The organism is Ruegeria sp. C9 (assembly GCF_056537585.1).
On record NZ_JBQFRU010000001.1, the window covers coordinates 267,492 to 291,988 of the forward strand.

Here is a 24,497-nt window from a genome sequence, read left to right on the forward strand (position 1 = left end):
TTGTGAAGTGTTGCTTTTAGACGGGACATCGCGCCACAGGTGCAAGGCTTGCAAGTTCCGGTCATTTAGTATACCGCCGCATACAATTAGGATCCTCGGGCGTTCATAACGTCTTTGAGCCCCTGCTAATCGAGCCACATATACCGGAACGAGCCATGAGCCTTTACACCAACTACCTCGACGAAATTGAAGCCCGCAAAGCGCAGGGTCTGCATCCGAAACCGATTGATGACGGCGCGCTTGTCAAAGAGCTTGTTACGCAGATCAAGGACGTCGATCATACGCATCGTGCGGATTCTCTAAACTATTTCATCTATAATACGCTGCCTGGCACGACCAGCGCCGCTGGCGAGAAGGCACGTTTTTTGAAAGAGATCATTCAGGGCGAAGCGCTGGTTGACGAAATTTCAGTACCCTTTGCCTTTGAACTGCTGTCGCACATGAAAGGCGGTCCTTCGGTTGAGGTTCTTCTTGATCTGGCCTTGGGTGGTGATCCCGAGATCGCAGGGCAGGCGGCTGAAGTGCTGAAAACACAGGTCTTCCTATATGAAGCTGATACGGATCGTTTGAAGGAGGCGTTTTCTGCCGGAAATCCGGTCGCACGCGTCATTCTTGAAAGCTATGCGCGGGCCGAGTTCTTCACCAAGCTGCCCGATATCGAGGAAGAGATCAAAGTTGTCACGTATATCGCTGCCGAGGGCGATATTTCGACTGACTTGCTGTCGCCGGGCAACCAGGCACACTCGCGCTCGGATCGGGAGCTGCATGGCAAGTGCTTAATCTCGCGGCAAGCGCAAGACGAGATTCAAGAATTACAGCGCCAGCACCCAGATAAACGCGTGATGCTGATTGCTGAGAAAGGGACAATGGGAGTTGGCTCGTCCCGGATGTCGGGTGTCAACAACGTGGCGCTTTGGACCGGCAAGCAGGCCAGCCCATATGTGCCATTCGTAAACATTGCCCCGATCGTGGCCGGCACGAACGGTATCTCTCCGATCTTTCTGACCACCGTTGGTGTGACGGGCGGGATTGGTATCGACCTGAAAAACTGGGTCAAAAAAGTCGATTCCGAGGGGAATCCGATCCTCAACAATGACGACAGCCCTATCCTGGAGCAAAAGTACTCGGTCGAAACCGGGACAGTGCTCACGATCAATACGAAAGACAAAAAGCTTTATGACGCCGATGGCGCCAAAGAGCTTGTTGATATTGCCTCGTCCTTCACTCCGCAAAAGCAGGAGTTCATGAAGGCCGGCGGATCCTACGCCATCGTGTTCGGCAAGAAGTTGCAAACATTTGCAGCACAGACACTGGGAGTCGAGCTGAAGTCGGCATTTGCGCCTTCGAAAGAGATCAGCCGAGATGGACAGGGCCTGACCGCGGTCGAAAAGATCTTTAACCGCAACGCTTTGGGAGTACTGGAAGGCACGGTCTTGCACGCCGGGTCGGACGTACGGGTCAAGGTCAACATCGTAGGATCGCAGGACACCACTGGCCTGATGACCTCGCAAGAGCTTGAGGCGATGGCGGCGACCGTGATTTCTCCAACCGTCGATGGTGCGTATCAGTCCGGTTGCCACACCGCCTCGGTCTGGGACAAGAAGGCGCAAGCCAACATCCCCAAACTGATGGCGTTTATGAACAATTTCGGCCTGATCACAGGGCGCGATCCCAAGGGTGAATATCACTCGATGACCGACGTGATCCACAAGGTTCTGAACGATATCACCGTGGATGATCGCGCCATCATCATTGGGGGCGACTCGCATACGCGCATGTCCAAAGGTGTGGCTTTCGGGGCGGATTCGGGCACCGTTGCCTTGGCACTGGCCACGGGCGAAGCAACCATGCCCATTCCGGAATCCGTGAAGGTGACGTTCAAAGGCAAAATGGCCGATCACATGGATTTCCGCGACGTGGTCCACGCGACACAGGCGCAGATGCTGAAGGCTTTCAGCGATAACGTGTTCCAAGGGCGTATTATCGAAGTTCATATCGGAACCCTGCTGGCGGATCAGGCTTTTACCTTCACCGACTGGACGGCCGAGATGAAGGCGAAGGCTTCGATCTGTATTTCCGAAGACGAGACCCTGATCGAGTCACTGGAAATCGCCAAAGGTCGGATTCAGATCATGATCGACAAGGGCATGGAGAATGAGGCACGGACCCTGCAAGGCCTGATCGACAAAGCCGACGCACGTATAGCCGAGATCAGATCCGGCGCAGTTCCAGCCCTGAGGCCGGATGACAATGCCGAGTATTTTGCCGAACTGGTCGTTGATCTGGACGAGATCAACGAGCCCATGATCGCCGACCCTGATGTGAACAACGCGGATGTCTCCAAGCGTTATACGCACGATACGATCCGGCCTGTTTCCTACTACAAAGGGGAAAAGAAAGTGGATCTGGGATTTGTCGGATCTTGCATGGTCCACAAGGGTGATCTGATCATCGTATCGCAGATGCTTAAGAACCTTGAGAAGAAGGAGGGCAAGATTGAATTCAAGGCCCCTCTGGTCGTCGCGGCGCCAACCTACAACATCGTTGATGAGTTAAAGGAAGAAGGTGAGTGGAGCATTCTTCAGGAATATTCCGGTTTCGAATTCGACGATCTTTTCCCCAAGACATCAGCGCGAACCGAATACGAAAACACGCTGTATCTTGAGCGTCCGGGCTGCAACCTTTGCATGGGCAATCAGGAAAAGGCTGAGAAAGGTGATACTGTTCTGGCGACATCTACCCGCTTGTTCCAAGGGCGTGTTGTCGAGGACTCGGAAGATAAGAAAGGTGAATCCCTTCTGGCTTCCACACCGGTAGTTGTACTGTCTGCCATCCTCGGGCGAACTCCGAAAATCGAGGAATACAAGGCCGCTGTCGAAGGGATCGACTTGACCCGCTTTGCACCTCCGGTCGCCAAGCCCGCAAATTCCAATTCGGCACATTTCTGATTGGAGAAGGCCGGTCGCCGCTCAGGCGCACCGGCCTTATGCTGTTTAATAGAACCCATTCTGAATCGATAAGTTTAGCAATGCTTGTATTGTGGTAAGAGATTTTGGCCACTTCAGTAGGGTCATGATCCTCAACCAATAGATGACGGTTTCCGCGAGAGCGATGTCTGTGAGAAAGACCTTTGGGCAGCGTTCATAGCGCGTTGCGCCGCGTCTACAGCCCTTGAGCCTGTTGAACATGATTTCAACGCGGTTTTGCCGCTTGCATCTGCGTTTGTCGTATTGAAGTTGTACTTTGTTGCTTTCGGCCTGGAATGCCAGCGCGTATCCCCTTGTCTTGTGAAGACTCCCTGAACTGGTTTGCATCAGAGCCGCGATCTGCGAGGTGAGTCCAAGCAGAAATCAACGATCTCGACTGACATTGGGGTTGACGCAAAGGGATTCATACTCGCGACGATCCTTAGAGCTAAAAATACGGGTTCGCTAGAAACGTTGACAAGCATTGTGGATGGTCTGGAGGCGGTTGCGAAACAAAATCCGGTTGTCTTGCCATTTCATCAACATACTGCCGCAAGGATAAATGGAATCGGTCGTAAATTCGAACATGTCTAAACGATAAACCCAGTCGGGTACTTGGATATGGTCGCTCTAGAAAGCAATGCGGTGCTGGTTTCTACGGGCTCTTGCGGAATGCAGAAAGAGGCGTATCTCTACGGCGTCCCCTGCGTCACTATTAGAACGGAAACAGGGTCGATTGAGCTTGATGAAAGCGGCTGGAATCGTATCGATTCGCCCATAGAAGGGAATATCGAAGGTGGGACCGTCAGTACGATAGGGATTACCGGAAATCAGGTGGAAATCTATGGTGATGGAACCGCATCACAACAAATCGCACAGATATTGGCCACGCGAGCTTAAATACCGTCATAGAGCGCCGCCAACTTCTTGGCTTGCGCGGGCCAGCTGTAGGACTCCCAAAGCTTCATTCTGTTGTCGGCGCTCAACGTAAAGCGTTCGGGATGATCCAGGACATCCCGAATAGCTTCAGCAATGCTCTGGGGGTCGGTTTCATCCATTGCTCGCCCCAAACCGAGCGACTCTGTAAAACGGCGCATGTCGGGAAGATCGGAGACACAGATCGGCAATCCTGCGAACGCGGCTTCGAACAGCTTATTGGGCATTGCAAACCGATAGCTTAATGACGCATCTTGAATCGGAATGACGGCAACATCTGCGGTACTAATCGCTATGGGTACATCTGGAGCAGCCACTGGTGGAAGCAAGGTAACGCGATCATCCACTCCTAAGTCATGAGCGACACTCATGAACCACTTGTCGTTTCTATGGTTTCGTGGCCCCATCGTAGCTAACTTGACCTCAGGAAGTTGAACCAGAGCCTCAAGGACTTTATCTAGCCCACGATGCGACGTTTGAATGCCGCCAGTAAAAATAATCAAGGGCGACCCGTCAGCAACGTTTGCCTGAGCACGGATTGAAAGCTGATCCAACTCCTGTTTATTACGACTCTCCATGTAATCGACATCTATCTCTGGAGCATTGAGGATAAGTGTCGGACTATCTTTGAAGCGTTTGGCATACAAATCTGCGATGGACGACGATACGGTGATCATATGATCGACGAAGGGGAGGCAATCGTCTTCTAGGCTTTCGGCGAAGTTCGATCCATCAGTTGGATTCTTCGTCGCCCGCGCTGGTTCATATTCATGTGCGTCATATACAAGCTTCGCCCCAAACTGTTTTGCAAGCACAACGCCCGCCGGGAGACAATAGATGTCATGAGCGTGAATGACGTCCGGGGTATCATCAAATTTAAGGTGGCAAAGGTTTTCTGCGTAAATCAATGATTCCAACTGATAGAGTTTAAAGAAATTCTCTCTGACTTTTCGGGCCATCAACATAAATGACTTGAGGTTTTTCGGGCCCTTTCCGAATCCAAGTCCAAGCCGTGTTTTCCAAAGCAGCCGCTTGTGTACGAGTTTTCTAGCCCGCCTTTCATCACCACCGAAGTTTTTGTAGTACATCGGGTCAAGCTTTTGGACGGCTTCGTCCGTGAGGAAAGTCTTCAACCAGGTTTTTAAAGAATTTAGCTGAATAGCGGATTCGACATACGGTAAGACACGTTGCTCGACTTGAGCGGACGTTCGCTCCATAAACGAGAAACGTTCAAGCAATTTTTCAGTGATGTTCTCAGAAGACTGCCAGTTGAATCGAGTGATCTGAATGCCATCAATGACCTCTTCTTGCGGCGAGCCTCCAGGCCAGTCGCAGAAAATGTGGACATTGTGGCCCGCTGCTTGAAGCGCGCGCGCTTCTTTGAGAACGCGCGCATCCGCCGTAATTTCGTGGTAGGTAAGACAGAATACGGTTTTTTGAGATTTGGCACGGGTGTCTGACATCGGTCGAAGATCAATCTAGCTCTGACAATTCCGAACTGCTCTAACAGAGGTTGATCGGGGTTTCCAGCGCGATTGGTGATGCTTGAAATGCCTGCCTCTATTGACTTCCCAAAGAAATTCTTGGAAGCGCTGTAGCACAATTTGAGCACTTGGGACGCACCGAATGAGCAACTTCGCACTGATAGGAACCGCAGGATACATCGCGCCGCGCCACATGAAGGCGATAACGGATACCGGAAACACTTTGTTGGCTGCTCTGGACACAAGCGACTCCGTTGGGATTATCGATAGCCACTTCCCCGATGCACATTTTTTCACAGAGTTTGAGCGTTTTGATCGCTACGTTGACATGTTACGTCGCAGCGAAACGGGCAAAGTTGATTATGTTTCGATCTGCTCGCCGAATTATCTCCATGACAGCCACATGCGGTTTGCCCTTCGTTCAGGCGCTGATGCGATTTGCGAGAAGCCGCTGGTGTTGAACCCCGAGGATATCGATGGTCTGGAAGCGATCGAGCAGGCGACCGGACAGACCGTAAACACGATCCTGCAGTTGCGCGTACATCCATCGATCATTGCTCTGAGGGACAAGATTCGAAACAGCCCCAAAGATACCAAGTACGAGGTCGATCTGACTTACATCACGTCCCGTGGACGTTGGTATCTGGAGAGCTGGAAGGGGGATGTCCGCAAATCTGGTGGTATTGCCACCAACATCGGCGTACATTTCTTTGACATGTTGCATTTTCTCTTCGGAGACCTTCAGGCAAACCACGTCCATCTCAATGCCCCGACAAAGGCTGCGGGTTATCTGGAGTTCGAACATGCCCGGTGCCGTTGGTTTTTGTCGTTGGATATTAACGACGTTCCGGCAGATGCGCGGGAAGCTGGAGCCAGAACCTATCGGTCGATCACGATCAATGAAGAAGAGGTCGAGTTTTCTGGTGGTTTCGCTGATTTGCATACGCGAAGCTACGAAGAGATTTTGAAAGGGAACGGGTTTGGGCTTAACGAAAATCGACCAGCGATTGGTATGGTCAACTATATCCGCAATGCACCAATCGAAGCTCGCAAGGGCGAGCAGCACCCCAAGTTGAATTCCGGCACTGATCAATGATTGCAGTGTTCGCCTACGCGTTTCCTCATCGAAAATCTCATGATTTTCTCGTAGAGCTAGCGCTGATGGGTCAACGAGAGGTGACCGTAATCGGTGCACCTTTTCAAAAGCTGCCATCAATGGATCGCACAGTTTACTTCCCACATACGCTCAGGGCAGTACCACCGCTTGATACAAAGGAACTCTGCGAGCGCTTAGGTTTTTCTTTCGTTGAAATGCCGCATAGTGATATCGACGGCATCATTAATCTGGTTGATGAGCATGGTTTGGAGCTAGGTATCATATCCGGCGCGCGAATCCTCAAACGACCAGTTATCGAAGCCTTCAAGCAGGGTATTGTGAACTTTCATCCTGGAAAGATTCCCGAGACATCCGGCCTGGATGCATTTTTCTATACTCTCAAAAATGGAGTCGATGCCGGGGTTACGACTCACCTGATCGACCCCAGGGTTGACGCGGGGCAACATCTGGCATTTGACGCTACTCAAATCAGCGCGACGGATACTCCTGAAATAGTTCAGGAAAACACCTATCGACTGCAAATCACAGCGCTAAGACAATTCTTGGATTGCTGGACCAAATCGGAGCTGTCGCCAACTGCGCTTCATAGGCCCACTAAAAATGAGCCCATGGCACCCTCCAAAAAATGGGAAACCTTACTTAACTTCCCAGCTTGGCGTGCAACTAGGGTCCGTACGCAGGCATTTGAAAGCATGAAGGTGGCGTGCAACCAGGGTGACGTACAGGCTGTTTCGAAGATACTTGAAATCCACCCTGATCTTCTGGAAGAGCGCACTGAAAAAGGGTGGACGCCACTGATCATGGCTGCCTTCAATCAGCGCCTTGAATTGACAAACTACCTGCTAGAGCACAGGGCAAATCCGAACGCGACCGGAAGAAACGGCACTACTGTTCTAATGTATGCAAAAACCGCGCTTATGGCTCATCCAAATGCAAGTTTTGAACTTTTGGATACGTTGTTGGCAAGTGGAGCAGATCCTTTGCGAACAGATATGCATGGCCGAGCACTTATGGATTATGTAAAGGATGCAAAGGCAGAGCACCTAGAACGATATTTTCAAGAGAAGATAGGGCGTCATTAGATCAATGCAATTTATTGACCTGGCGGAACAACAGAAACGTATCAAGGATCAGCTTGATGCTGGCATTGCCAATGTGTTGGCGCATGGAAAGTACATTCTTGGCCCAGAAGTGGCTGAACTAGAGGCACGGCTGACTGCCTTTACGGGAGCTAAACATTGCATCACCTGCGCGAATGGAACGGATGCATTGCAAATTGCCTTGATGGCGCTTGAAGTCGGGCCGGGGGATGAGGTCATCACGCCCGGATTTTCATATATCGCCACGGCTGAAGCCGTCAGATTGCTGGGCGCAAAGCCGGTTTATGTCGATATCGACCAGACTAGTTATAACCTTGATCCCAACAAGCTTGACGCTGCGATCACACCCCGGACAAAGGCAATTATACCGGTGTCGCTGTATGGCCAACCTGCTGATTTCGAACGAATTAACGAGGTAGCTGTGGCAAACGGCTTACCTGTCATCGAGGATGCTGCTCAGAGTTTTGGCGGATCTTTGCGTGGCAAACGGTCAGGAAACCTGTCAACGATTTCCTGCACCAGCTTTTTCCCATCGAAACCCCTTGGCTGCTACGGCGATGGTGGTGCTATCTTCACCTCGGACGATGATCTGAGCATCATTCTTCGCCAGATAGCCCGGCACGGGCAGGACCGGCGTTATCACCATATCAGGGTTGGCGTTAACAGCCGTCTGGACACATTGCAGGCTGCGATCCTGCTGTGCAAGCTGGATATTTTCGAGGATGAACTGGTCCTGCGAGACACCGTCGCGGACCGTTACAAAGTGCTACTGAAGGAAACCAATATCGCCGCTCCGACGCTGATGGAGGGGGCGACCAGCGCCTGGGCGCAGTACACGATACGCGTGGACAATCGTGAGGATGTGCAAGCTAAGCTCAAAGACGCCGGGGTTCCGACCGCTGTGCATTATCCACTGCCGTTGAACAAGCAACCAGCTGTTTCTGACCCAAATGCCGATTTGCCTGTTGGCGATCAGGCCGCCGCAACAGTGATTAGCCTGCCGATGCACCCGTATCTGCAGGAGAATTCGCAAGAGCAGATAATCGAGGCACTGAAAAAAGCGATCTGATCGCGCTGACGGTTTAATCGGTGCTGTGGCCGGCGAATTCAGGTTTAGGCAGGTTCTATTTACCGTAATATACGCGATACCAGTCCACGAAGGCCTGAATGCCGTCCTTGATTTCGGTTTTTGGGCGATAACCGGTCAGGCGGTGCAGCAGATCGGCATTGGCCCAAGTTGCAGGCACATCGCCCAACTGCATCTCCATATAGTTTCGGATCGCGGGTTTGCCGAGGCTTTCTTCGATGGCGTCGATGAAATCCAACAAACGCACTTTGTCTGAATTTCCAATGTTCACTATGCGATAGGGAGCGACCGGGCTCAGGCTGTCACCTTCGGCGATGTCTTCGGGGGCTTTGGGGCGAACAGGCACAACGTCGATCAGCAGAGAGATTGCGCGCACCAGGTCATCCACATAGGTGAAATCACGATACATGTCGCCGTGGTTGTAGATGTCTATCGGGCGGTCGTTGAGGATAGCGTCCGTGAATTTGAAGAACGCAAGGTCCGGGCGCCCCCAAGGACCGTAGACTGTGAAGAAGCGGAACATTGTCGTCGGAATATCCCAAAGATGGGCATAGGAATGCCCCATCGCTTCATTTGCCTTTTTGGTGGCTGCGTACATAGTGAGTTGATGATCTGCTTTTTCGCACTCGTCGAAGGGCATGTCAGGATTTGCCCCGTAGATCGACGAAGTCGAAGCCATCAGCAGATGCCGCACTTTGTGCCGCCGCGCAGCTTCCATCACGTTGAACGTCCCGACAACATTGCTTTCGACATAGGCGCGTGGGTTTTCCAGGCTATATCGGACGCCAGCTTGCGCCGCGAGGTGGATGATCACGTCCGGTTCAAAAGCATCAGCGATCTGGTCGAACTTGGCGGTATCTTCCAGCATCCCTTCATCGCACGAAAAATTTGGGTTCTCCAGCAACAGCGCATGTCGGCTCTGTTTGAGGCGGACATCGTAATAATCAGTCAACCCGTCAAAGCCATGAACCCGGCAACCGTTCTCAAGCAAAAGTTTGGCAAGATGGAACCCGATAAATCCGGCAGTACCTGTGATCAGAACCTTTTGCATGAGGTATTTCCTTGTTTCGGGGCATCGCGCGTGCGTTCGAAGGCACATATGACGCCAAGAGCCGAAGGGCTCAAGCGGTCATTTCTTGGCTGAGCGAGCATGCATCACTGGTGGTGTGCATTGCAATCTTCAACAAGCCTTCAACCGGGCCAAGGAAGCGAGTAGGTTTTGACATTCGTAAAGAACCTCATGGCCTCGATGACCCCTTCTTTGACACCATTGCCCGAATCCTTGATGCCGCCAAAGGGGGACATTTCGATACGGTATCCGGGTTGTTCCCAGATATTGCAGGTGCCCACGCTCAGCCCATTGATATAGGCAATTGCGCGGTTCAGGTCATTGGTACATACCCCCGACGACAGGCCGTACACAGTAGAGTTCGAGATTCGCATGACCTCGTCATCGTCGTCGGGCACGCGAATGATGGGAACAATTGGGCCGAAAGTTTCCTCCATCACTAACGCGGAGTCGTGGGGAACGTTGTCGACCACGATCGGCGGCAGCAGCGCGCCCTGACGTCCGGGGCGGTAAAGGACTTGTGCTCCCGCTTTCTGGGCCAAGTGAACACGATCTTCGAAAAGCTTGGCCGCTTCCTCGTGGATCACGCAACCCAGCTCGGTCTCAGGATCCTGCGGATCTCCGAACCTGATCTTTTTGGCCTTCCCCAGCACCAAAGGCACAAAGGTGTCCGCGACACTCTCTTGCACCAGAATTCGCTTGATCGCAGTGCAGCGCTGTCCCGAATTGCCGGTGGCCCCGGCTACGGCGATCGTTGCGGCCCTGTCTAGATCGGCATCGTTGAGGTCATTCAGAACAATCAGTGGATCATTACCGCCCAACTCCAGCGCCTGACGTTTGTAAACCGCCTTCTCTGCGATCATCTTGCCCACGCGAACACTACCGGTGAAGGTTATGATGTCGATGTTTTCATTGGTGATCATCTCATTCCCAATGTCCTGTGGCCAGCCAGTGACCACCTGAAACATCTCAGGCGGCAGGCCTGCCTCATAAAGGATATCGGCCAGCGTCAGGCAGGTCAGAGGCGTCAACTCGGTCGGTTTGCAGACCATGCAGTTATTGGTGGCGATCGACGGAGCAACCTTGTGGCTGACCATGTTGAGTGGATGGTTGAATGGAGTGATCGCGCTGATCGCGGTCACAGGCTCGCGCATCGTGAAAATCTTGCGGGCTTTACCGTTTTGGGTCAGATCGCACGCAAAGATTTCGCCATCATCCTTCAGTGCCTCGGCCGCCGCAAATTGAAAGACATCCTGCGCGCGCTTGGTCTCGTAGATCGCGTGTTGATGGCAGATGCCAAGCTCAAGCACCAGCCATTTGGTGAGGTAATCGCGACGTTCACCAATCAGCTCTCCAGCCCGTTGCAGGATTTGGCTGCGTTCATAGCGGGTCAGTTCGGGCTTGTAGTTGGTCGCAATTTCGAAGGCGCGGCGCGCGTGTTCAGCCTGTCCTGCAGGCACATGGCCCACGACCTCATTGGTATAGGGGTAGTGAACCGGGATGGTCTCAGCGGTAATGATGATCTCGCCACCAATTCGCATCCCTTCATTACGGATTTCGGTGACTGCCATGGCAAGAACCATCCAATGAAATCGGACCGCTTACCGGTCTATTACTCTGAAAACACATCAAACGCCTTCAACGCCTTGGCGCTGTAGGCGTAAGACGGGCCGCCGCCCATATAGGTGGCCATAGCCAGCGCTTCGCACAGCTCTTCGCGGGTCGCACCCAGCCGCACCAATGAGCGGACATGAAAACCGATGCAGCTGTCGCAGCGCGTCGCGATGGCAATCCCCAACGCCATGAATTCCTTTGTCTTTTCACTCAGCGCACCATCTGTTTTGGCGGCCTTACCCATGATGCCAAAACCACGGACGGTTTCGGGCACTTCTTTCGAGAATGCACCAATATTGGCCTCGGTCTCGGCCATGAAGTCTTTCCAGTCCATTTCTCTGCTCCTTATCCGCGCTCATCTGCACCCATCCGGCGCTCGAGCCAACGCACACCGGCGCTGATGATCAGTACCAGCACCAGATACTCGAAGATCAACAAGGTATAGATCTCAAGCGGGCGGTATTCCGTCACTACCAGCTCATTCGCACGGCGTGTCAGTTCTTGCATGCCGATGACGCTGGCGAATGCGCTCATCTTCACAATGTAGATAAATTGGTTGGCGAGCGGTGGCAGTATACGCCGGATCGCTTGCGGCAGGATCACATAGCGCATGGTCTGAAAATAGTTCAGGCCAATCGTTTGCGCCGCCTCGCTTTGCCCTTTTGCGATAGATTGTATACCAGCACGGTAGATCTCGGCGGTAAAGGCGCTGTCCGATATCGCAAGGGTGATAATTGCGCCCCAGAAGGGATCGATTGGGATGTCCATACCCATCGACTGAAAGACAATCGGCAACCCGTAGAACACCCAAAACAGCATAGGCAACAGAGGGATCGAGCGGACAAATTCGACATATACCCGGTTTACCAGCCGCCAGCCGCGCTTTTCCGACAGACCCGGCAGGGCGACCAGCAATCCAATGACAATCGACAAAATCGCCGCAATCAGCGAAATCTGAATGGTCGCACCCATGCCCGAAATCAGGAATTTTACATTGGTCCAGCCTGAAGCCGTGGTTGGGTCAATGACGTACCAACCCCAGGTCTGTGAGGACGAACAGCCCGTGATCAGCAAGAAAAGGGGAAGGAAGAGAAGTGATTTTTTCATCGGACCCAACTCAATGCTGTAGAATTTGGCTCAGGAATTTCTGACACCGCTCAGACTTTGGATTGGTGAAGAAATGCTCGGGCTTACCTTGTTCGACAATCTCGCCTGCATCCATGAACACCATGTTGTCGGCCACTTTTCGGGCAAATCCCATCTCATGGGTCACCACAACCATGGTCATGCCTTCCTCGGCAAGTTCGACCATCACGTCGAGCACCTCGGAGATCATCTCAGGGTCGAGCGCCGAGGTGGGTTCGTCGAACAAAAGGACCCTGGGCTCCATGCAAAGCGAACGGGCAATTGCCACCCGCTGCTGCTGTCCACCCGAAAGCTGTATCGGGCGCTTGTCGGCCTGATCGGGTATATGAACACGCTCAAGGTAGTGGCGCGCTTTGTCTTCGGCTTCTTTTCGGCTCAACCCGCGGGCCTTGATCGGACCAAGGGTCAGGTTTTCCAGCACTGTTAGATGCGGGAACAGATTGAATTGCTGGAACACCATGCCAACTTCTGACCGGATGGTGGCTGCAGATTTGGCATCATCGTTCAGTTCGACCCCATCGATGCGGATGGTGCCCTTTTGATGTTTCTCAAGCTGATTGATGCATCTTACGACCGTTGATTTACCCGATCCGGATGGGCCGCAGATCACAACCTTTTCACCACTGTTGACTGTCAGGTTGATGTTCTTGAGCACGTGAAATGTGCCAAACCACTTGTCTACGTCGACAAGCTCGATCGCTGCGTTTGGCATCTGCTGGCCCACTTGTGATTACTATGAGTTAATTAGTTGCTTGAGGTTATCTTTTTCTTTACGCTTAAATCAAGAAGCAATGTCGTAATAAAAGACTAACGCCACCAACGGGAGAACCACATGAAACGTTTTGTTAAAGTCGCGGCTGCGGCTGCGCTCGGTCTTGTGATCAGCGGCGCTGCGCAAGCACAGTCGGCTCTGAATGAAATTTTGGATGACGGCGTGCTGAAAGTGGGGACAACCGGTGACTGGAATCCGATGTCACTGCGCGACCCGGCGACTAACAGCTATAAAGGCTATGATATCGACATCATGAACGCGCTGGCCGCTGATCTGGGTGTTGAGGTCGAATATGTGCCCACCGACTGGAAAACATTGGTCAATGGTGTGGTAGCGGGGAAGTACCACATCACCGGTTCGGCTTCTATCTCACCTCCGCGCATGAAAGTTGCAGGGTTTTCCGACAGTTACATCGCGGTTGAGTTGTTTCCCTACACAACCAAGGAAAAGGCCGACAAATTTGATGGCTACGACTCGATCAACAAGCCAGACGTGAAGGTTGCTACTACTCTGGGCACCACCTTTGAAAAGCGCGTGCGCGAATGGTTCCCCGATGCGGATATCAAAGTAGTCGAAGCCCCCGCGCGTGGTTTTCAGGAGGTCTTGGCCGGTCGTGCAGATGTGTTCATAACCTCGAATATCGAGGGCTCAACATTAGAAGCAAAATTCCCGGTCGTCCGCGTCAAAAATGCCGGTCCACGTTCTCCTTCTCCCATCGCGATGCTGTTGCCGCAAAGCGATCAGGTCTGGATCAACTATGTGAACAACTGGATTGAAGTGAAAAAAGCCCAAGGCTTCTTTGACGAAAACCGGGAACGCTGGGGCCTCTGATCAGAGGCCCTAGTAACTGGAGCGCCTGCGAGAGTTTTCAAAGTCATGAAACTTGAGCACATGACATGGTACGAGGTTGACACTCGTATCAATGCCGGTGCGGCCGTGTTGCTGCCGGTTGGATCGACCGAGCAGCACGGCCCGATGGGTCGCATTGGCACCGACACGATTTGCGCCGAGGCTGTCGCACTCGCTGCCGCCATGCAATGCGAGGGTATCGTCGCTCCGGCGCTGGCCTACACGCCAGCGCCTTTCAACGCGGGATTTCCCGGAACGGTGTCTATTTCAGCCGAAACCTTTCGCACCATCGCAGATGAGGTGATCCGGGGGCTTTTGCAGCAAGGTTTCGTTGGAGTGTTCATAGTGAACGGACACGGGGCCAATCTGGCGCCTCTTCGGCAGATCGAAAGCGAAATTGCTGGTGGTCAATTGCTGATCCGTAGCTGGTGGGAGCCGAACGCTGTGAACGTTTTGCGGCAGCAGCTCTATGGTGATTGGGAAGGGATGCACGCCACCCCCTCGGAGATTGCCATAACCCAGTCTTTGCTTGGACCATTGCCTGCCAATCAGGCCGCTGAGCCGCCCCAAAAACTCAGCGCCGAATACATCCGGGATCACGCAGGGGATCGCCATGGTCCACCCGACGAACATCGCGCGGACTTCCCGGATGGCCGCGTTGGATCGCATTCAGCTTTGGCCAATCCTCAGGATGGCGAGCGTCTGCTGGCGATAGCAGCTGCGGCTATCGCTGCCGAGTTCCGGGCATTCGAACAAGGCTTCTAGTCACGGAGCGCCTGCAACGGGTGTCGCGGCCCTATTCTGCTTCGACCCCAAGCCCGTCAGTCGACAGGTCATCGAGTTTCGGCATCAACCGCAACAGTTCTTGCGCGTATTCGGTATTCGGACTGGCAAACAGATCGCTGGTGTCCTGAACCTCGACGATTTGTCCCTGTTTCATGACCGCAACTCGGTCACACATTTGGCGCACCACAGGTAGGTCGTGGCTAATGAACAGCATGGTCAGTCCCAGATGCTCTTGCAGGTCTTTCAGGATGTTCAAAATCTGCGCCTGGATCGAAACGTCGAGCGCGCTTGTGGGCTCATCGCAGATCAGGAACCGGGGTTGTGTCGCCAGTGCGCGTGCGATCGAGATGCGCTGGCGCTGACCGCCCGAGAACTCATGCGGATATTTCAGCCCGGCCTCTGACCCCAAACCCACTTGATCCAGCAATTCGTCCACGCGGCGCTTGACGTCGGCACCTTCCATCAGGCGGTGATGGCGGATCGGCTCCGCCACAATTTCATCCACCCGCATACGCGGATTGAGAGACGAGTAGGGGTCCTGAAAGATCATCTGGATGTTTTTGCGGTACTCTTCCTGCACCGTACGATTACTCAGATCGCTTACCATTTGCCCGTCAAAGGTGATGGTACCACCATCCACAGGATAGAGCCCCGCAATCATCCGCGCGACGGTGGACTTGCCCGATCCAGACTCACCGACAACCCCAAAGACCTCACCTGCGCGAATGTCAAAGCTGACGTTGTCGACAGCGGTGAAGTAGGTACGATCCCAAGGCAGTAATCCACGCTTTTGCAGGAATTTCTTCGTCAGGTTGCGGATTTCAAAGATCGGTTTGCTGGCGTCGTTATCCACCTTGGGCCAGTGGCGTGCCATATCCTCGATCGCGAAACGCGTTTCACGCCCGCCATAGCTGATCTGAGGGAAGCGATGCAGTTTCAGCGTCGGGCGTGGTACGGCGGCGATCAGGGACTTGGTGTATTCGTGTTGCGGCTGGCCCATCACCTGTGCCGTGGTGCCGCTTTCAACCACCTTGCCCGCATACATCACGGTCACGCGGTCAGTTGTATCGGCGATCACGCCCATGTCATGGGTGATCAGGATGACACCCACCTGACGCTCTTGTGCTAGTTCCTTGATCAGGTCCAGAATCTGGGCCTGAACCGAAACATCCAAAGCCGTCGTGGGTTCATCGGCGATGATCACATCCGGTTCGGTGCAAAGTGCCAGAGCAATCACCACGCGTTGCCGCATGCCGCCCGAGAACTGGTGCGGGTACTGATCCAGCCGAGTATCCGGGTCTGGGATGCCAACGCGATCGATCAAATCACGGGCGCGCTTGCTTGCTTCGGCCTCGGATCCACCCAGATGAGTCTGGATCGTCTCGACCAGTTGCTCGCGCACTGTAAATAGCGGGTTCAGCGACGTAAGCGGGTCTTGAAAGATCATCGAGATCTTCTTGCCGCGCAGCCCGCGCATCGCCTCGGCATCGATGCCGCTGATCTTATCGCCGCCCAGCTTAATCTGGCCGCTGGCAATGCGACCTGGGCGTTCCAGAAGGCCCATCACGGCAGCGCCGATGGTGGATTTACCTGCCCCGGATTCGCCCACAAGCCCGTGGATTTCGCCGGGTTCTACAGAAAGGCTGGCGTGGTCCACTGCGGTAAATAGCTGGCGGCGGGTCGGGAATTCGACGGTGAGGTCTTGGATGGTCAGAAGGCTCATGAAATCACCGCAGTTTTGGGTTCAGCGCGTCGCGCAGCCAGTCGCCCAACAAGTTGACCGACAGGGCGAGGGCCAGAAGCGTGCAGGCCGGGAAGAATAAAATCCACCATTCGCCCGAGAACAGGAAACCTTGCCCGATCCGGATTAGTGTTCCCAGCGACGGCTGGGTCGGGGGGGCGCCCACACCCAGAAAACTCAATGTGGCCTCAGCAATGATTGCCAGCGCCAGCGAGATGGTAGCAATAACAAGAACAGGGCTAAGGACATTGGGTAGGATGTGACGGAACATGATCGGGAACGATCCACGCCCGATCAGGCGCGCGGCTTGTACATATTCCTTGTTTTTCTCAACCAGAGCAGCACCACGGACGACGCGTGCGAACTGCACCCAGTCCGACAACGCAATTGCGATGATGAGAACATAGATTGCCATCTCATCGCGGTATTCCGGCGGAGTGATTCCTTTGGCAATCCCAAAGATCAGCATTGCGACCAGAATGGCCGGGAACGTCAGTTGCACGTCTGCGATACGCATGATCAGCGTCTCGATCCAACCTCCGAAATACGCAGCGATCAGACCGAGGATCACGCCGATGATCAAGGCAAGAAGCACAGCAGAGGCACCTACGAACAATGAAATGCGCAACCCGTAGAGGATGGTCGAGAACACATCGCGCCCTTGGTCATCCGTGCCTAGCAAAAAGGTCTCTTGCGTGAACGCATTGGGCGTACCTGGCGGTGTGAACCCGTTCATCAGGTTCAGTGTTGCTGGATCGAACGGGTTATATGGCGCGATCAGCGGGGCAAAGATCGCCGCCAGCACCAGAATGACCACGACCAAAGATGCGATCATGGCTACCGGAGAGTGCCGGAAAGACCAGGCGAAATCGCTGTCCCAGAATTTAGCCGTTCGCGATTTAGGCGCGACTTTCGGGGTTTCCATCGTTTCGGTCATGTGGCCCTCGCGTCGACACGCAGGCGCGGGTCAATGGCATAGTACAGAAGGTCGACAATCAGGTTGATTGTCACGAACATCACTGAGATCAGCATCAGATAGGCAGCCATAACGGGGATATCCACGAACTGGATCGCGTTGATGAACAGCAAGCCGACGCCCGGCCATTGGAACACCGTTTCGGTGATGATGGCAAAAGCGATGATCGACCCCAGCTGAAGGCCCGTGATGGTGATCACCGGCACAAGAGTGTTCTTCAGCGCGTGGCGGAAATTGATCACCCGGTCCGACAGCCCTCGGGCGCGGGCAAAGCGGACATAGTCAGCGCGCAGAACCTCCAGCATCTCGGACCGGACAAGCCGCATGATCAGCGTCATTTGATAGAGGCCCAGCGTGATTGCAGGCAATATCAACGCCTTGAGCCCCGAGGTCGTCAGAAACCCGGTGGACCAACTGCCAATCATAACGGTCTCGCCCCTCCCGAAACTGGGCAGTAGGTCAAGTTCAACCGAGAAAACATAGATCAGCAGGATACCTATGAGGAACGTCGGCAGAGAAACCCCGATCAAGGAAACAGTCATGATCACATTGGCAGCGATCCCTTGTCGTCGGATTGCAGTAAAGACACCGAGGGCAATGCCCATCGTGATCGCAAGAAAGCCGGATACAAAGGCCAATTCCAACGTCGCCGGAGCGCGCTCCACCAGGATGGTCGAGACCGGTCGCCCCTGGCGATAAGACACACCGAAATTGCCCTGAACGGCGCCTTGCAGGAACTTGGCGTATTGCACCACAAAAGGTTGGTCCAACCCAAGCTCGGTCCGTAGGCGGTCAATGTCGGCCTGCGTGCGCTCTTGACCCAGCATGTTGTCGATCGGGTCGCCAACAAATCGGAACATCGAAAAGGCGACCAACCCCACGACCAACAGCACTATGACGGACTGGAACATCCGTCTGACGATATATGCGAACATATGTTTCCCTCGTAGATCGGTCTCTCTAGGCCGACCTTGACCAGATGGTCAAGAGAGTGCTGTCAACTCAACGCGACGTTGCCGCCGATCAATTCACATTCACCCAACGCAGCAGGAAGAAGTTGTCCGGACGCTGCGTGACCTCGACATTGCTGCGCGTGCCCCAAACCAGCGGCTGGACATACATCGGCACATAAACGTGTTCGTCCTGATAGATTTGAGTAACCTCGTCCAGCATCGCCTGACGCTTGGCCTCATCCAGTTCTGACTGGATCATCGGCAACAGCTCATCGACACGTGCATTCGAGAAGCCGCCGAAGTTCCAGCTACCCAGCTTTTTCTCTTCGTTCGGGGTTGCGACAAGGAACCGGACCGGATGCTCGGCGTCGAACGTACCGGGGCTCCAGCCCAGCAGGTACATGTCGTAATTATCTTCGCGCAGTTCCGGCCAATAGTTCCGCACTGGCATCGCGTCCAGCTCGGCGGTGATCCCGATCTGAGCCAGCATACCAACGACGGCCTGACAGACGGCCTCGTCATTAAGGTAGCGGTCATTGGGGCATTTCAGGCCAAATGAGAAACCATCTGCATATCCGGCCTCGGCCAGCAGCGCCTTTGCCGACTCCACATCAAACGCGGGGCGTCCGGCGTTGGCTTCGGAAAACCCGCTCATGGCTGGGCTGACGAGCTGCGATGCGGGCTCGGCATTTCCGCGCATGATCGTGGCCAGAATGGCGTCGACATTCACCGCTTGCGCAACTGCCTGCCGCACGCGCGCGTCACGGAACGGGTTGGGTTTGCCCGCATCGTCTGTGTATTTCAGCGTATCAGCCTCGTGGTCGAAGCCCAGCATGATCACACGCGCTTCAATGCCCTGGATGACATCGACCTCTGCGTTCTGCTGCAGCCGTGCGACGTCCTGAATGGGGACCGGGTTGATCATGTCCACATCGCCCGATAGCAGCGCCGCTACGGCCGTGGCAGGATTCTGGATCGGATTAAATTCTGCACGGGTGATGTTGTGTTCAACATCCCCCCACCAGCCTTCATAAGGTTCCAACACGGTCTTAAGACCCGGCTCGCGCTCGGTCACCTTGAACGCGCCGGTGCCGTTGGCGTTGATGGTGGCGTAGTTTCCGGTTTCTTTGTCGGGGACCACGGCGTCGTTGGCCTCAGTCCAGTCTTGATCCATGATCATCCAGTTGGCAATCGATGACGGAAACAGCGGGTTAGGTGCTGTGGTCATGATATCAACGGTGTAGTCATCAACTACAATGACGTCACTGACCGGAGCGAACCAACTGCGCGTATCCGCCGCCTCACCCGAGGCGCGTTGGTAGCTGAACAGCACATCTTGCGCGTCAAAGCTGCTTCCGTCGTGAAAGGTCACGCCCTGACGCAGATTGAACCGCCATCCTTCGCCGTCGCCGATCGGCTCCCAACTGACAGCCAACGCGGGCTCAACGCTCATATCCTTACCGCGGCGGACCAGCCCTTCGTAGACGTTGTTCAGGAAACCGAGAACTGGGGCCGAGTTGACCGCGTGAGGGTCCATCGTCTGCGGATCGGTGGTCGAGGCCCACTTGAATTCGGCCGCCTGCGCGGCGCTTGCAAGCAACATGGTCAGGCCGATTGCACTGTTTCTGAGGATCATGGCGAAATCTCCCTGTTAGCGCTGAAACAATCCAGCTTTTTCGCTGCCACGTAAAGCCGTTCCTGCGCCGAGATCACATGTCCGTTACCGACGGCGCAAACAAGAACAGGGCGCGTTTCCGCGCCCTGCATACCATCACAAAGGATAGTTTAGTTCATCTCAAAGTACTTGATCTTCGGTGAATCTTCCGGCTCGACGATGGTGCCCACGCCCGATTTCATGCCCCAGTTCAGCACCTGATGGTGGATCGGGATATAAAGCTGTTCGTCCTGAACAACCTGCCAGATATCACCGATCTGCTGATCACGTGCGGGCAGATCAGTTTCAGAGGCAAGGGCCACGATTTTGGCATCCAGATCCGGGTTGGAATAGCGTGTGCCATTCCACGAGCCGTACTTTTCGCCCTTCGAATGGACGAGGAAGTTGAAGATGTACTCCGAGTCATAAGTCGGAACACCCCAGCCCAGCATGTAGAAATCTGTTTCTAGGTTGTTGATCAACGGGAAATGCTGGGCTTTCGGTTTGGCGTCCAGGTTAACTGTGACGCCGATCTGGGCCAGCATTCCAACCGCTGCCTGACAGATCGCCTCATCATTGATGTAGCGGTCATTCGGGCAGTTCAGGGTCAGCGAGAAACCATCAGGATAGCCTGCTTCGGCCATCAACGCCTTGGCCCCTTCGATATCGGTTGACGAGGACGCATCCATATCTGCATCCCAACCATTCACAAACGGAGGTGAGATCATGCCAGCAGGAGCAGACTGACCACGCATCACGACCTGTTTGATCGCATCACGATTGATCGCCTTTGACATCGCCTGTCGAACGCGGACATCAGCCAGCGGGTTCTTACCATCCACATTGTCCGAGGTCAGATCAGCATCGCCCATATTCATGCCAAAGAAAATCACCCGGTTCTGCGGCGCGGTGCGTACGTCCAGACCATCGGTTCCGGCTACACGCTCGAGGTCCTGTACGGGCACGTCCTGAATGAAATCAACCTCACCCGACAGCAGCGCGGCAACACGGGTCGCGGCGTTCTGGATCGGGGTATAGATGATCTCGGTTACCTGCAGCGGGAACTCATCCTTGCCCCAATAGCCGTCATAGGCGGCCAGGACGGTTTTCACGTCCGGCTCGCGGCTGACCAGCTTGTAGGGACCGGTGCCATTGGCGTTCTTGGCCGCAAACGTGTCTTCGCCGCCCTCATAGTCCTGAACCTTGACAGCGTTGTTTGCCTCGGCCCAACCTTTGTCCATCATGAACATGTTGGTCAGGTTGTTGGGCATGATCGGGTTCGGGCCGTCAGTTTCGATCTCGATCGTGAACTTGTCGGGCGCACGCACCTCTTTCACAGACGCCAGCAGTTCTTTGTAATCCGAATCCGGCGTCATCGCGCGGTTCAGCGAAAACACGACGTCCTCGCTGTCGAACTCGGCACCGTCGTGGAAGGTAACGCCCTCGCGCAGTTTGAACACCCAGACATTCGGATTTTCTTCCGATGGTGCCCATTCGGTCGCCAGCGATGGAACCAGTGCACCTGAGTGATCACGCATCACCAGCGTTTCCATGATCTGGTGCGCCATGGCCGAGGTCGGGCCTTCGTTTTGCGCATGCGGGTCCAGCGTCAGCGCATCACCTGCACGGGCCCATCGCAGCGTCTCCGCCGAAGCGCCCGCCGCGATCATCGCCGTTGCACTGGCGGCAAGCATCAGAGTTTTGAATGACATAAGTCGTCTCCCCATTTTTTGTTGTGGCCGCATTTTCATACGGTTGGCCGAATTTTTCGGCCATCATGGGCCAGCATCATCCAGATCATGGTCCGAGTTGCAACACCCGAATGTTAGCGCCCTGCTTTTCTTTCTGTCTGCCGGGGCTTAGGTGAATGTAGGTCATGCAGAAACACGCCTCGTATTTAGCCCTATGACAGGGTTGCCGCCTAACGTTTATTGAAGGCGTCTCTAAGAGCGTCACCAAAGGCCCCGTTCTGGGTGCTCTGACCCCCATGGCTGCGCCGCTGTTCCCCTGGCTTGGGTGTTCGTGCCGGTTTGCCCTTGCCACGGAGTGCATTGCCCTCGCGTGCCGAAGCACCACCGTCCTTGCGCATGGACAGCCCAATGCGCTTACGTGGAACGTCGACTTCGACCACCGTCACTTTGACAACTTGCCCGGTTTTGACCACCTCATGCGGGTCCTTCACGAACCGATCGGCCAGTTGGCTGACATGAACCAACCCGTCCTGATGCACGCCAATGTCGACAAACGCGCCGAAGGCGGCGACGTTGGTGACGGTACCCTCCAGCACCATGCCGGGCTTCAGGTCCGTGATTTCCTCAACCCCGTCCGTAAACGACGCCGTTTTGAAACTGGGTCGCGGGTCTCGGCCGGGCTTCTCCAATTCGGTGAAAATGTCGCGAACCGTTGGCAAGCCGAAGGTGTCACTCAAAAACTGCTCGGCGCGCAGGTCTTTCAGCGCGCCTTCATGCCCCATGATTTGGCGAATGTCGCGCCCACATGCTGCCACTACCCGACGGGCGACATCGTAAGCCTCGGGGTGAACCGAGGAGGCGTCCAGAGGCTCTGAACCGTCGCGAATTCGCAGGAAACCTGCACACTGCTCGAAGGCGCGTGGACCAAGACGCGCCACCTTTAGCAAATCCTTGCGAGACGCAAAGGCACCATGAATATCTCGGTGCGTGACGATCGCCTCGGCCAATCCCGGTCCCAGACCCGAGACGTGCGAAAGCAAGGGGGCTGAAGCTGTATTCAGATCCACGCCCACAGCGTTCACCACATCTTCGATCACCGACTCCAGTGACTGTGACAAGCGGTGCTGATCAACATCGTGCTGATACTGACCGACGCCGATGCTCTTGGGTTCAATCTTGACCAGTTCAGCCAAGGGATCTTGTAGCCGGCGGGCAATCGAGACCGCTCCACGTAGTGAGACGTCGAGCTCGGGAAATTCGCGTGCGGCAAGCTCGGATGCCGAGTAGACCGAGGCTCCAGCCTCGGAAACGACGACCTTGGTCGGTGCTTTGACAGTCTTGGGCAGAAGCGACAGCGTATCGGCCACCAAACGCTCAGTCTCGCGGCTGGCTGTGCCGTTGCCGATGGCAATAAGCTCGATTTTATGTGTAGCGATAAGATTCAGGATTGCCGCTTGTGCACCACGCAGATCATTCTTGGGCTGAAACGGATATAGCGTATCCGTTGCAACCACCTTACCGGTTGCATCCACCACGGCGGCTTTGACCCCGGTGCGAATGCCAGGATCCAACCCAAGCGTCGGACGTGCCCCCGCCGGAGCAGCGAATAGCAGTTCCTTTAGGTTGCGCGAAAACACTTGAATTGCCTCGTCTTGTGCGCGGCTGCGCAGGTCGGCCATCAGTTCGACCATCATCGACAGCGACAGCTTGACCCGCCATGTCCAGCCCGCAACCTTGCGCAGCCATTTGTCACCCGGCGCATCGCCCCGCGTGTTCAGATGAGCCGCAACCATGGCCTCGGCCCGCGCGGCGCCCGCTTCGGGTTCGGGAGCAATGTCTAGCGTTACGATCCCTTCCTTCGAGGCGCGCAACATTGCCAGCGCTCGATGCGACGGGGTTTTCGACCAAAGCTCGGAATGATCAAAGTAATCGCTGAACTTGGCCCCTGCTTGTTCTTTACCCTCGACAACATTCGCGCTCAGCAACGCCTCACGCTGCATGAAGTTACGTAGCTCTCCCAACAAAGCAGCGTTTTCGGTAAGCCGCTCTGTGATGATGTCCCGTGCACCATTCAGCGCGTCTTTGGTCGTGGGGACAGCCTCAATCAGATACCCCTCAGCCAGCCCTTCTGGTTCGGCCAACCGGTCCGACAGAATCGCATCGGCCAGCGCCTCCAGACCATTCTCGCGTGCAATCATCGCCTTGGTCCGGCGTTTGGGCTTGTACGGCAGATAAATGTCTTCCAACTGCGCCTTGGTTTCGGCTTGGGCGATCGATTTCACCAGATCGTCCGTCAGTTTCCCCTGATCCTTGATCGAGGACAGAATCGCCTCGCGCCGGGCCTCAAGCTCACGCAGATAATTCAGTCGGTCGGAAAGGGTGCGCAATTGGGTATCATCCAGCCCGCCGGTCACTTCCTTCCGATAACGGGCGACAAAGGGCACGGTCGCACCTTCATCCAACAACCTGACCGCGGCCCCAACCTGTTCCGCGCGGGCGTTAATCTCGGTGGCGATGGTGCGGGTGATACGGTCCAAAGGGGCCTCCTGACTTGCG

19 protein-coding genes and 1 pseudogene are annotated in these 24,497 nt (G+C 54.8%); 7 read left to right on the top strand and 13 right to left on the bottom strand.

Annotation, left to right across the window (positions count from 1 at the left end; genetic code table 11):
* Positions 1-155: 155 nt before the first annotated feature.
* Positions 156-2,948, top strand: a complete 2,793-nt coding sequence (locus ACR0NE_RS01305) for a bifunctional aconitate hydratase 2/2-methylisocitrate dehydratase (RefSeq protein ID WP_170596646.1) — start codon at positions 156-158, stop codon at positions 2,946-2,948.
* Between the two features lie 132 nt (positions 2,949-3,080).
* On the opposite strand, the pseudogene ACR0NE_RS01310 reads toward ACR0NE_RS01305, so the two are convergent.
* Positions 3,081-3,333: pseudogene (locus tag ACR0NE_RS01310) on the bottom strand (transposase); the annotation flags it as partial.
* Between the two features lie 230 nt (positions 3,334-3,563).
* Here ACR0NE_RS01310 and ACR0NE_RS01315 point away from each other — a divergent pair.
* Positions 3,564-3,866: a UDP-N-acetylglucosamine 2-epimerase gene (locus ACR0NE_RS01315; protein ID WP_480459555.1), complete on the top strand. Its 303-nt coding sequence runs from the start codon at positions 3,564-3,566 to the stop codon at positions 3,864-3,866.
* Here the strand turns inward: ACR0NE_RS01315 and ACR0NE_RS01320 are convergent.
* Positions 3,863-5,365 carry a glycosyltransferase gene (locus ACR0NE_RS01320; protein ID WP_170596640.1) on the bottom strand — a complete coding sequence of 501 codons (1,503 nt, stop codon included), beginning with the start codon at positions 5,363-5,365 and terminating at the stop codon, positions 3,863-3,865. The two genes, ACR0NE_RS01315 and ACR0NE_RS01320, sit on opposite strands and share 4 nt — an antisense overlap.
* 163 nt (positions 5,366-5,528) lie before the next feature.
* On the opposite strand from ACR0NE_RS01320, the gene ACR0NE_RS01325 reads away from it, so the two are divergent.
* Genes ACR0NE_RS01325 through ACR0NE_RS01335 form a run of 3 tightly spaced genes read left to right on the top strand, consistent with a single transcriptional unit; the run spans position 5,529 to position 8,672 of the window.
* A complete protein-coding gene (locus ACR0NE_RS01325) occupies positions 5,529-6,482 on the top strand; it encodes a Gfo/Idh/MocA family protein (protein WP_170562081.1) in 954 nt (317 codons plus the stop codon).
* A complete protein-coding gene (locus ACR0NE_RS01330; protein WP_170596638.1) occupies positions 6,479-7,585 on the top strand; it encodes a formyltransferase family protein in 1,107 nt (368 codons plus the stop codon). The genes ACR0NE_RS01325 and ACR0NE_RS01330 overlap by 4 nt, the downstream gene beginning before the upstream one ends.
* A 4-nt stretch (positions 7,586-7,589) precedes the next feature.
* The gene (locus tag ACR0NE_RS01335) at positions 7,590-8,672 is read left to right on the top strand and encodes a DegT/DnrJ/EryC1/StrS aminotransferase family protein (protein ID WP_170596636.1); all 1,083 of its coding nucleotides are present in this window, start codon (positions 7,590-7,592) and stop codon (positions 8,670-8,672) included.
* 55 nt (positions 8,673-8,727) lie between these two features.
* On the opposite strand, the gene ACR0NE_RS01340 is transcribed toward ACR0NE_RS01335, so the two are convergent.
* From ACR0NE_RS01340 to ACR0NE_RS01360, 5 genes are all read right to left on the bottom strand, one after another.
* Positions 8,728-9,741, bottom strand: coding sequence for an NAD-dependent epimerase/dehydratase family protein (locus ACR0NE_RS01340; protein ID WP_170596634.1), 1,014 nt, complete (start codon positions 9,739-9,741; stop codon positions 8,728-8,730).
* 140 nt (positions 9,742-9,881) lie between these two features.
* Entirely contained in the window at positions 9,882-11,330 is a 1,449-nt protein-coding gene (phnY, locus tag ACR0NE_RS01345) for a phosphonoacetaldehyde dehydrogenase (RefSeq protein ID WP_170596632.1), read from the bottom strand.
* 41 nt (positions 11,331-11,371) lie between these two features.
* Positions 11,372-11,707: a carboxymuconolactone decarboxylase family protein gene (locus ACR0NE_RS01350; RefSeq protein WP_170422754.1), complete on the bottom strand. Its 336-nt coding sequence runs from the start codon at positions 11,705-11,707 to the stop codon at positions 11,372-11,374.
* Positions 11,708-11,718: 11 nt separating this feature from the next.
* The gene (locus ACR0NE_RS01355; RefSeq protein ID WP_170407354.1) at positions 11,719-12,480 is read right to left on the bottom strand and encodes an amino acid ABC transporter permease; all 762 of its coding nucleotides are present in this window, start codon (positions 12,478-12,480) and stop codon (positions 11,719-11,721) included.
* A gap of 10 nt (positions 12,481-12,490) precedes the next feature.
* Positions 12,491-13,231 carry an amino acid ABC transporter ATP-binding protein gene (locus tag ACR0NE_RS01360; protein WP_170407352.1) on the bottom strand — a complete coding sequence of 247 codons (741 nt, stop codon included), beginning with the start codon at positions 13,229-13,231 and terminating at the stop codon, positions 12,491-12,493.
* Between the two features lie 120 nt (positions 13,232-13,351).
* Between ACR0NE_RS01360 and ACR0NE_RS01365 the strand changes: the two genes are divergently transcribed.
* Together ACR0NE_RS01365 and ACR0NE_RS01370 are read left to right on the top strand one after the other, a co-directional pair.
* Entirely contained in the window at positions 13,352-14,122 is a 771-nt protein-coding gene (locus ACR0NE_RS01365; RefSeq protein ID WP_170393886.1) for a transporter substrate-binding domain-containing protein, read from the top strand.
* 45 nt (positions 14,123-14,167) lie between these two features.
* Positions 14,168-14,905, top strand: coding sequence for a creatininase family protein (locus ACR0NE_RS01370; protein ID WP_170562064.1), 738 nt, complete (start codon positions 14,168-14,170; stop codon positions 14,903-14,905).
* Positions 14,906-14,936: 31 nt separating this feature from the next.
* Here ACR0NE_RS01370 and ACR0NE_RS01375 read toward each other — a convergent pair whose 3' ends face one another.
* The 6 genes from ACR0NE_RS01375 to ACR0NE_RS01400 all read right to left on the bottom strand — a co-directional run bounded on the left by ACR0NE_RS01375 (position 14,937) and on the right by ACR0NE_RS01400 (position 24,478).
* Positions 14,937-16,649: an ABC transporter ATP-binding protein gene (locus ACR0NE_RS01375; protein WP_170596629.1), complete on the bottom strand. Its 1,713-nt coding sequence runs from the start codon at positions 16,647-16,649 to the stop codon at positions 14,937-14,939.
* A gap of 4 nt (positions 16,650-16,653) precedes the next feature.
* Positions 16,654-17,604, bottom strand: coding sequence for an ABC transporter permease (locus ACR0NE_RS01380; RefSeq protein ID WP_170393891.1), 951 nt, complete (start codon positions 17,602-17,604; stop codon positions 16,654-16,656).
* Positions 17,601-18,578: an ABC transporter permease gene (locus tag ACR0NE_RS01385; protein WP_170393893.1), complete on the bottom strand. Its 978-nt coding sequence runs from the start codon at positions 18,576-18,578 to the stop codon at positions 17,601-17,603. The genes ACR0NE_RS01380 and ACR0NE_RS01385 overlap by 4 nt, the downstream gene beginning before the upstream one ends.
* An 88-nt stretch (positions 18,579-18,666) precedes the next feature.
* Entirely contained in the window at positions 18,667-20,232 is a 1,566-nt protein-coding gene (locus ACR0NE_RS01390; protein ID WP_170393895.1) for an ABC transporter substrate-binding protein, read from the bottom strand.
* 149 nt (positions 20,233-20,381) lie between these two features.
* Complete coding sequence (locus ACR0NE_RS01395; RefSeq protein ID WP_170393897.1) at positions 20,382-21,962, bottom strand: ABC transporter substrate-binding protein; 1,581 nt, start codon at positions 21,960-21,962, stop codon at positions 20,382-20,384.
* Positions 21,963-22,171: 209 nt separating this feature from the next.
* Positions 22,172-24,478 carry a Tex family protein gene (locus ACR0NE_RS01400; protein WP_170596627.1) on the bottom strand — a complete coding sequence of 769 codons (2,307 nt, stop codon included), beginning with the start codon at positions 24,476-24,478 and terminating at the stop codon, positions 22,172-22,174.
* Between the last annotated feature and the right edge of the window lie 19 nt (positions 24,479-24,497).

Coding starts and splice junctions, on each gene's coding strand:
- ACR0NE_RS01380 (WP_170393891.1), bottom strand. CDS start 17,604: ATGACCGAAACGATGGAAACCCCGAAAGTCGCGCCTAAATCGCGAACG.
- phnY (WP_170596632.1), bottom strand. CDS start 11,330: ATGGCAGTCACCGAAATCCGTAATGAAGGGATGCGAATTGGTGGCGAG.
- ACR0NE_RS01375 (WP_170596629.1), bottom strand. CDS start 16,649: ATGAGCCTTCTGACCATCCAAGACCTCACCGTCGAATTCCCGACCCGC.
- ACR0NE_RS01360 (WP_170407352.1), bottom strand. CDS start 13,231: ATGCCAAACGCAGCGATCGAGCTTGTCGACGTAGACAAGTGGTTTGGC.
- ACR0NE_RS01320 (WP_170596640.1), bottom strand. CDS start 5,365: ATGTCAGACACCCGTGCCAAATCTCAAAAAACCGTATTCTGTCTTACC.
- ACR0NE_RS01335 (WP_170596636.1), top strand. CDS start 7,590: ATGCAATTTATTGACCTGGCGGAACAACAGAAACGTATCAAGGATCAG.
- ACR0NE_RS01305 (WP_170596646.1), top strand. CDS start 156: ATGAGCCTTTACACCAACTACCTCGACGAAATTGAAGCCCGCAAAGCG.
- ACR0NE_RS01330 (WP_170596638.1), top strand. CDS start 6,479: ATGATTGCAGTGTTCGCCTACGCGTTTCCTCATCGAAAATCTCATGAT.
- ACR0NE_RS01365 (WP_170393886.1), top strand. CDS start 13,352: ATGAAACGTTTTGTTAAAGTCGCGGCTGCGGCTGCGCTCGGTCTTGTG.
- ACR0NE_RS01340 (WP_170596634.1), bottom strand. CDS start 9,741: ATGCAAAAGGTTCTGATCACAGGTACTGCCGGATTTATCGGGTTCCAT.
- ACR0NE_RS01355 (WP_170407354.1), bottom strand. CDS start 12,480: ATGAAAAAATCACTTCTCTTCCTTCCCCTTTTCTTGCTGATCACGGGC.
- ACR0NE_RS01385 (WP_170393893.1), bottom strand. CDS start 18,578: ATGTTCGCATATATCGTCAGACGGATGTTCCAGTCCGTCATAGTGCTG.
- ACR0NE_RS01325 (WP_170562081.1), top strand. CDS start 5,529: ATGAGCAACTTCGCACTGATAGGAACCGCAGGATACATCGCGCCGCGC.
- ACR0NE_RS01390 (WP_170393895.1), bottom strand. CDS start 20,232: ATGATCCTCAGAAACAGTGCAATCGGCCTGACCATGTTGCTTGCAAGC.
- ACR0NE_RS01395 (WP_170393897.1), bottom strand. CDS start 21,962: ATGTCATTCAAAACTCTGATGCTTGCCGCCAGTGCAACGGCGATGATC.
- ACR0NE_RS01350 (WP_170422754.1), bottom strand. CDS start 11,707: ATGGACTGGAAAGACTTCATGGCCGAGACCGAGGCCAATATTGGTGCA.
- ACR0NE_RS01370 (WP_170562064.1), top strand. CDS start 14,168: ATGAAACTTGAGCACATGACATGGTACGAGGTTGACACTCGTATCAAT.